The organism is Hydrogenispora ethanolica (genome assembly GCF_004340685.1).
Lineage (GTDB): Bacteria > Bacillota > UBA4882 > UBA8346 > UBA8346 > Hydrogenispora > Hydrogenispora ethanolica.
The window spans coordinates 19,480-27,214 of the sequence record NZ_SLUN01000056.1 but is presented as its reverse complement, the minus strand read 5'-3'; the positions used below and the strand labels follow the sequence as shown (position 1 = coordinate 27,214).

4 protein-coding genes are annotated in these 7,735 nt (G+C 53.6%); all 4 read right to left on the bottom strand.

Annotated features, from left to right (window positions below; translation table 11 throughout):
* Positions 1–485: 485 nt before the first annotated feature.
* The 4 genes from mmsB to uvrB all read right to left on the bottom strand — a co-directional run bounded on the left by mmsB (position 486) and on the right by uvrB (position 7,587).
* Positions 486–1,688 carry a multiple monosaccharide ABC transporter permease gene (mmsB, locus tag EDC14_RS25215; RefSeq protein ID WP_165908320.1) on the bottom strand — a complete coding sequence of 401 codons (1,203 nt, stop codon included), beginning with the start codon at positions 1,686–1,688 and terminating at the stop codon, positions 486–488.
* On the bottom strand, positions 1,688–3,232 hold the full coding sequence (mmsA, locus tag EDC14_RS25210; protein ID WP_132017721.1) for a multiple monosaccharide ABC transporter ATP-binding protein: 1,545 nt from the start codon (positions 3,230–3,232) through the stop codon (positions 1,688–1,690). Before mmsA ends, mmsB begins: the two co-directional genes overlap by 1 nt.
* Before the next feature lie 540 nt (positions 3,233–3,772).
* The gene (gene chvE / locus EDC14_RS25205) at positions 3,773–4,846 is read right to left on the bottom strand and encodes a multiple monosaccharide ABC transporter substrate-binding protein (RefSeq protein WP_132017718.1); all 1,074 of its coding nucleotides are present in this window, start codon (positions 4,844–4,846) and stop codon (positions 3,773–3,775) included.
* A 749-nt stretch (positions 4,847–5,595) separates the two neighbouring features.
* On the bottom strand, positions 5,596–7,587 hold the full coding sequence (gene uvrB / locus EDC14_RS25200) for an excinuclease ABC subunit UvrB (RefSeq protein WP_132017715.1): 1,992 nt from the start codon (positions 7,585–7,587) through the stop codon (positions 5,596–5,598).
* Between the last annotated feature and the right edge of the window lie 148 nt (positions 7,588–7,735).

Sequence of the window (7,735 nt, the reverse complement as noted above, 5' to 3'; positions counted from 1 at the left end):
ATTGTTTCGTTAGAAGCCCGAAATCCTGCTGTCTAAACGTTGATTAAGTGCTCCATGGGCTCCTTTTTCGTTGCCGTTTGTATTTTCTAAGTAGTAAGCTTGTTTTGTGAATAAGTAAGCTCGCTCAGTCGCTCGGCAAGCTCTTTTTGTGGATAAGCAAGCTGGTTTTGTGAATGGGAGAGCTTGCTCAGTCGTTCAGCAAGCTCTTTTTGTGGATAAGCGAGCTATTTTTGTGGATAAACGGATCCGTTTACCACAGTTCATGGTTTTGGCTGTGGATAAATCGGTAAAGTGCGGCGAAAACCAGGTAAAACCAGAGGGTGAGCGGAACCCCTCCCTTAAATATCGAAAATGCAGATGGAATCCTTCCCATCTGCATTCTCCATTTGATTTCCGCTTCGATTGACCCTGCTCCCGCAGCCGGGTCCGGCACCTTTCCCCTTCCATCCGGCGGAGCGCCTCTCCCACCGGCAGCGTCCGGCGCTTCAGGCCTTGGCTTTCGCTTTGGAAAGCACATCGAAAGCGACTGCCGCCAACAGCACGAAACCTTTAATCGCTTGTTGCCAGTCGATGCTTACGCCCAGAATGGACATGCCGTTATTGAGCACTCCCATCAGCATGCCGCCGACGATGGCCCCTACAATGGTTCCCACCCCGCCGGAGGTCGAGGCGCCTCCGATAAAGCAGGCCGCGATTGCATCCAGCTCAAAGTTGGTCCCGGCTTTGGGCGTGGCCGAGTTGAGCCGGCCGGTAAAGATAATGCCCGCCAAAGCGGCCAACACGCCCATGTTGACGTAGACCCAAAACAGAATCTTTCTGGTTTTGACGCCCGAAAGCGCGGCCGCTTTGGGATTTCCGCCATAGGCGTAGATGTGCCGGCCGACGATGGTCCGGTTCGTGATAAACGAGTAAATCAGCACTAAGGCGGTGACCAGGATCAGGACCGCGGGAATGCCTTTGTAGACCGCCAGGGTGTAGGTAAAAGCATTGATCACGCAGACGATGACCACGATTTTGGCGATAAATGCCCCGAGCGGCGGGACCTCGAATTGGTACTTCTTTTTATTGGAGCGTTCGATCATTTGACTGATGATAAACAAGGCGGAGGCCACCACCCCGATCAGGACCGCCAGCAGATTGATCCCCGGGAGCGCGGCGATGTCCGGCACAAAGCCGGCGGCCAGGAAATTGTAGCTCTCCGGCATCGGCGCCAGGCTGGTGCCCTGGAGAATCACCATGGTCAGTCCCCGGAAAGCGAGCATGCCCGCCAGCGTGGCGATGAACGCGGGAACCCCTACATAGGCGATGAAAAACCCTTGCAGACAGCCGATCAGGAAACCGATGAACAATGACAGGAAAATCGCCAGGCCGACGGGCAGGCCCATCTTCAAAATGAGCACCGCCGAAACCGCCCCCACAAATGCGGCCACCGAACCGACGGACAGATCGATGAAACCGCAACACAAGATGCACAACAGCATGCCGATGGCCAGGATCAAAATATAACTGTTCTGGGAGATCAGGTTGGAGACATTGAGCGGCTTCAGCAGGATCCCCTGGGTTACAATCTCGAAAAAGATGATCACCACAATCAAGGCAATGATCATCATATATTGGCGAAGGTTGCCCTTGAACATCCGTTCCGGATTGAAGAACGGATGCTCCTTTAGCGCAGTGTTGGTTTTCATTACATTACGACCTCCTTATTGCTTTGCATAATACACTGCATGATCTTCTCCTGAGAGGCTTCCTCGCTCAAAAACTCGCCCACGATTCTGCCCTCATTCATGACATAGATGCGATCGCACATCCCGAGGACCTCCGGCAGCTCCGAGGAGATCATGATGATCGATTTTCCCTCTTCCGCCAGTTCATTAATGATCGAGTAGATCTCGTATTTGGCTCCGACATCGATGCCGCGGGTCGGTTCATCCAAAAAAAGAATATCGGGGTCCGCGAAGATACACTTGCTAAAGACGACTTTCTGTTGATTGCCGCCCGAGAGGTTGCCCGCATTCTGAAAAACGCTGGCCGATTTGATCCGCAATTTGCCGCGGTATTCTTCGCCGACTTGAATCTCTTGGTTTTCATCCACCACGTTGCATTTGGAGATTTTGGGCAGCGCGGCGAGGGTAATATTTTTTTTGATATCCGAGGACAGGATCAGACCGGCCGTCTTGCGGTCCTCCGTCGAATAGGTGATCCGGTTCTGAATCGCATCGCTGACACTGTGCAAATTCAGCGTTTGGCCGTCTTTTCTGATGGTCCCGGTTATTTTTCTGCCGTAAGCCTTGCCAAAGATACTCATCGCCAATTCGGTCCGGCCGGCGCCCATCAAGCCCGCGATGCCCACCACTTCGCCTTTGCGGACATGAAGGTTGACATCCTTGATGACCTTCCGGGATTCCTGAATCGGATCATGGACGCTCCAATTTTGAACCTCAAACCGGATCTCGCCGATCTGATGATGCCGCTTGGGAAAGCGGTCTTTGATCTCCCGTCCGACCATTCCCTTGATGATCCGGTCCTCGGTGATGGAATCCTCCCCTTTCACCAGGGTTTCAATGGTGGCGCCATCGCGGATCACGGTGATTTCGTCGGCGACTTTGATCACTTCTTGCAACTTATGAGAGATAATAATGCTGGTAATGCCATGTTCTTTCAGATCCAATATCAAATTCAGCAGATGATTGGAATCCTCATCGTTTAATGCCGCGGTCGGTTCATCCAGGATTAAGATCTTGACATCTTTGGATAGGGCCTTGCTGATCTCCACCAGCTGTTGTTTGCCCATTCCGATGTCCATGACCCGGGTATCGATGTTTTCGTGCAATCCGACTTTTTTGAAGATCTCCAGCGTTTTCAGACGGGTCTTGTTCCAATTGACGGTGAACCCGTTATTCGTCTGCTCGTTGCCGATAAAGACATTCTCGGCAATGGACAGGGAAGGAATTAAAGCCAGCTCCTGATGGATAATCGCGATGCCTTTCGCCTCGCTTTCGCGAATATCCCGAAACTTGCATATCTCGCCATTGACAATAATGTCTCCGCTATAGGTTCCGTATGGATAAACCCCGCTCAGGATGTTCATCAGCGTGGATTTACCCGCCCCGTTTTCGCCAACCAGCGCATGAATCTGGTTCGGCCGAATCTTCAAATTCACATTGTCCAGCGCTTTCACTCCGGGAAATAGCTTGGTGATATTTTTCATTTCCAGAATATAGCTTTCCATCTTTTGATCTCCTTTATTAGAAGCCATGTGATAAAGTCTCTTTCCAACCGATTCAGCCCGGGAAAGGTTTGAAAATCGACTTTATCCCTTGCTTCTCTGAGCTTTTGTGAACACCCGACCTTCGGACGGTGTTTATCACAACGCTTTTAAGGATGGCAATAAAGGCGTCTGGCAGTCCGCATGCACGAAAGAATAGCACCGGTTTCCAAATCAGCCTTCGTCCGCCAACGCGGATGGATCGAGCGGGGCTTTGCCATCCATGGCGGCCGCGGCTTGATAAGGCAATGATGCAATTCCCCGGCTTGATATGAGGAAAGCCATCGGAGACCCCAGAATGGTAATTGGTTATAACAAAACCAAAAAGGAGTGTTAACCGATGGCTTACCATGAGGATATCGTAGCGTTTGCATCCAACGCGAACCGGTCGAAAAAATTTGGTGTTTTAACTAATCAACCAGGACACTCTCTTCCATCCATTCGGGATATCCAGGCAATCGGCGGGGATACCCCGCCGATTGCCGGAAACCGCGTTCGAGGATCTTATTTAATATCGGACGGTTTTAAATAGCCGGAATCGATGACCAGCTTCTTGTAATTGCTAACGGTAACGATGTGCGGGGTCAAGAGATAGGAAGGAACGACTTTGACATTGTTATTATAGGTTTTGGTATCGTTGATCTGCGGCTCGGTGCCTTTCAGAACCGCGTCAACCATATCTGACGCCACTTTGGCCAGATCCCGCGTATCCTTTAAGATGGTGGAGTATTGTTGCCTGGCGATGATCAGTTTAATCGACGCGGCTTCGGCGTCCTGACCGGTAACGATCGGCAGGTTTTTGAAATTATTGCCCGGGGTGTAACCAAACGAAATCAACGCCGACAAGATGCCTCGGGAGATCCCGTCATACGGCGACAATACGCCATGAAGAACCCGCTTCCCGCCCGAATAATTGGCGGCCAGGAGCGCATCCATCCGCGCTTGCGCCACATCGCCGAGCCAACGCAAGGTACCGATCTTATCCTGGGCGATCTGTTTGGAGGGAACCACGATCGTGCCCTTATCCATCAACGGTTTGAGGACATCCATCGCGCCTTGGTAGAAATAGTAGGAGTTGGTGTCGTCGGGCGAACCGGCAAACAGCTCCACATTGTAGGGGCCTTTGCCTTTGTATTTTCTCAGACCTTCGACCAGTGATTGCGCTTGAAGCTGTCCGACTTTGCGGTTGTCAAACGTCGCATAATAGGAAACGGCGTCCGTATTCACCAACAAACGGTCGTACGAAATGACTTTCACGCCGTCTTTGGCGGCCGCGGTCAGCGTCGCCGAGAGGGTGGAGCCGTCAACGGCGGCGATCACCAGGACATTGGCGCCCTTGGAGATCATATTCTCAATCTGTGCTTTCTGAGTCGGAATATCATCTTCAGCAAACTGCAGGTCGACCCGGTAACCTTTTTTCTCAAGGATTGTCTTCATGGTTCCGCCGTCTTTAATCCAGCGTTCCGACGACTGGGTGGGCATGGAAATTCCGACATACGTCTTGGGAGCGGCATTTCCAAAACTCGCGATCGCCAGGACCATGGACAGCACCAGCAGGTAAGTGAATAATTTCCTCATACAAGTATCCTCCCCGTAAAATTTTTATGATATAACCTTAGTTAAAACACCCTATTGTAAAAACGCGCTTGATTGGGGATTTATCAGGACTTTCTTTTTTGAATTATTTTTTTCGAATCTGTTTCTTTGATATCACGAAACGATCATAACATAACAAAAGGCAAACCGCTTCGTTTCATTCTCGCCGTCTCATCCGAAGCGTCCGGGCGTTTTCACTTCACGTGCCCAGTCAGTTCGTCTCCTCCCCTCACCGGCCGAACGGAGACTGGCAGATCTCCACTGGTTCTCCTTTTCAATCCAGATCGGCCTCGAAGTTTTCCAAAATGTTCGGATCTCGTAGCATTTTTTTAATTTTACTTTACTATTTTTATCTAATTTTAACTTTTCTATTGGAGTTTGTCAATGAGGCTCTCATAAATCAGACCCCAAATATTCTCGGCCCGACCCTTGAGTCATCTCCAAGGGAAGAGCCCGCCGAGGCGGGAAATCCAGTGCAACGGCATGTACCGGGCTATCGAAAGAAGAACGGTGCGGGGTGGAGGAACTGCCCAATCCAGGAAGATCCTCCGGCGATAAGAAAAAGGGCTCGGCGTGACGCCGAACCCAGGCAGTATCGATTCTTGGTTGATTCGTTTGGTCATTCAACGGTCTTCCCGATCCGTTGGTGATGGACCCTAACGCGCGCCCAAATTACGGAACCGGGAAGAAAATAAAACCAGCGCACGGAAGCTCCCCATCACCAAAGGCAATTAGGCCGGTTCCTTCTTACCCAGCAATTTCTCCCAATTCCGCATCTCATCGCGCAGCTCGGCGGCGCGTTCAAACTCCAAGTCGCCGGCGGCCTTCAGCATCTCGGTCTCCAATTGGTCGATCTTGGCTTTGATCTCGGCCGGACTCAGTTTCGGCAATTTCTGCGCTTCATAGGCCACCTTGTCCTCGGCCGCCTGTTCGGCGCTGATCAGATCGCGCACCGCCTTGCGGACCGATTCCGGGGTGATCCCGTGCGTTTCATTGTAACGCATCTGAATCGCCCGGCGCCGGTTGGTCTCGTTGATCGCCCGGGTCATCGAATCGGTGTTGTGGTCGGCGTACATGATCACCTTGCCCTGCACATTCCGGGCGGCCCGGCCGATCGTCTGAATCAGCGAGGTTTCGGAGCGCAGGAAGCCCTCCTTGTCGGCGTCGAGGATCGCCACCAGCGAGACCTCCGGCAGGTCCAGGCCCTCCCGCAACAGGTTGATCCCCACCAGCACGTCGAATTTGCCCATCCGGAGATCGCGGATGATCACGATCCGCTCCAGGGTCTGGACCTCCGAGTGCAGGTAGCGGACGCGGATCCCCACGCCTTCCAGGTATTCGGTGAGATCCTCGGCCATCTTTTTGGTGAGCGTGGTCACCAGCACCCGTTCGTTGCGGGCCACCCGCTGCCGGATCTCCTCCATCAAGTCGTCGATCTGGCCCTTGACCGGACGGACGTCGATCTCCGGATCGACTAGGCCGGTGGGGCGGATGATCTGCTCCACCACTTTTTGGGTCCGTTTCATCTCATAGGGTCCGGGCGTGGCCGAAACATAGACCACCTGGTGCAACCGCTGTTCAAACTCGCCGAACTGCAGCGGCCGGTTGTCCAGGGCCGAGGGCAGGCGAAAGCCGTACTTGACCAGCGTCTCCTTGCGCGAGCGGTCGCCGGCGTACATCCCGCCGATCTGCGGCACCGACATGTGCGACTCGTCGATGAACATCAGGAAGTCCTTGGGAAAGTAATCCAACAGCGTGGCCGGGGCTTCGCCGGGGCCGCGGCCGGTCAGGTGGCGCGAATAGTTCTCGATCCCCTGGCAGAAACCGACTTCGTTCATCATCTCCAGATCAAAGCGGGTCCGCTGCTCCAGGCGCTGCGCCTCCAGCAGCTTGCCTTCTTCATTGAACTTGCGCAGTTGCTCCTCCAGTTCGGCCTCGATGGATTGGATCGCCAGCTTGCGCTTTTCTTCGGAGGTGATGTAGTGGGTGGCCGGGTAGATCATCACTTCCTCCATGTTCTGCAAGACCTCGCCGGTCAACGGATCCATCTCGATGATCCGCTCCACCTCGTCGCCGAAGAGTTCGATGCGGATAATGTTTTCGCCATAGACCGGGATGATCTCGATCACGTCGCCGCGCACCCGGAAGGTGCCCCGGGTGAACCCGAGATCATTCCGGCTGTACTGGATCCCCACCAGCCGCCGCAGGATCTGGTTGCGTTCTTTAAACTCGCCCGATTTGAGGGAGAGGGTCATCGCCTCGTAGTCTTCCGGCGAGCCCAAGCCGTAGATACAGGAGACGCTGGCCACGATGATCACGTCTTTCCGCTGAAAGAGCGAAGAAGTGGCCGCGTGGCGCAACCGGTCGATCTCGTCGTTGATGCTGGAATCCTTCTCAATATACAGGTCGGTCTGGGGCACATAGGCCTCCGGCTGGTAGTAATCGTAATAGCTCACAAAATAGCCCACCGCGTTCTCGGGGAAGAACTCCTTGAATTCGCTGTACAATTGGGCGGCCAGCGTCTTGTTGTGGGCCAGCACCAGGGTGGGCAGCTGCACTTCCTCGATCACCTTGGCCATGGTGAAGGTCTTGCCCGAACCGGTCACGCCGAGCAAAACCTGATCGCGCAGGCCGGACCGGATCCCCTGGGCCAGCCCCGCAATGGCCTCGGGCTGATCGCCGCTGGGTTGATATTCGGAACGGAGCACAAATCGTTGGTCCATCGGTAACACCTCACAACCATTATACCCTTTTTCAGTCATTCCGTATTCGAACATATATTCGACGTGGAACCCGGAAAACCCTTTTCCCCGACCAATTACATTTCGGTTACGGCCGGTTCCCCGGAACGGGACTGCCGCCCCGGCAGTC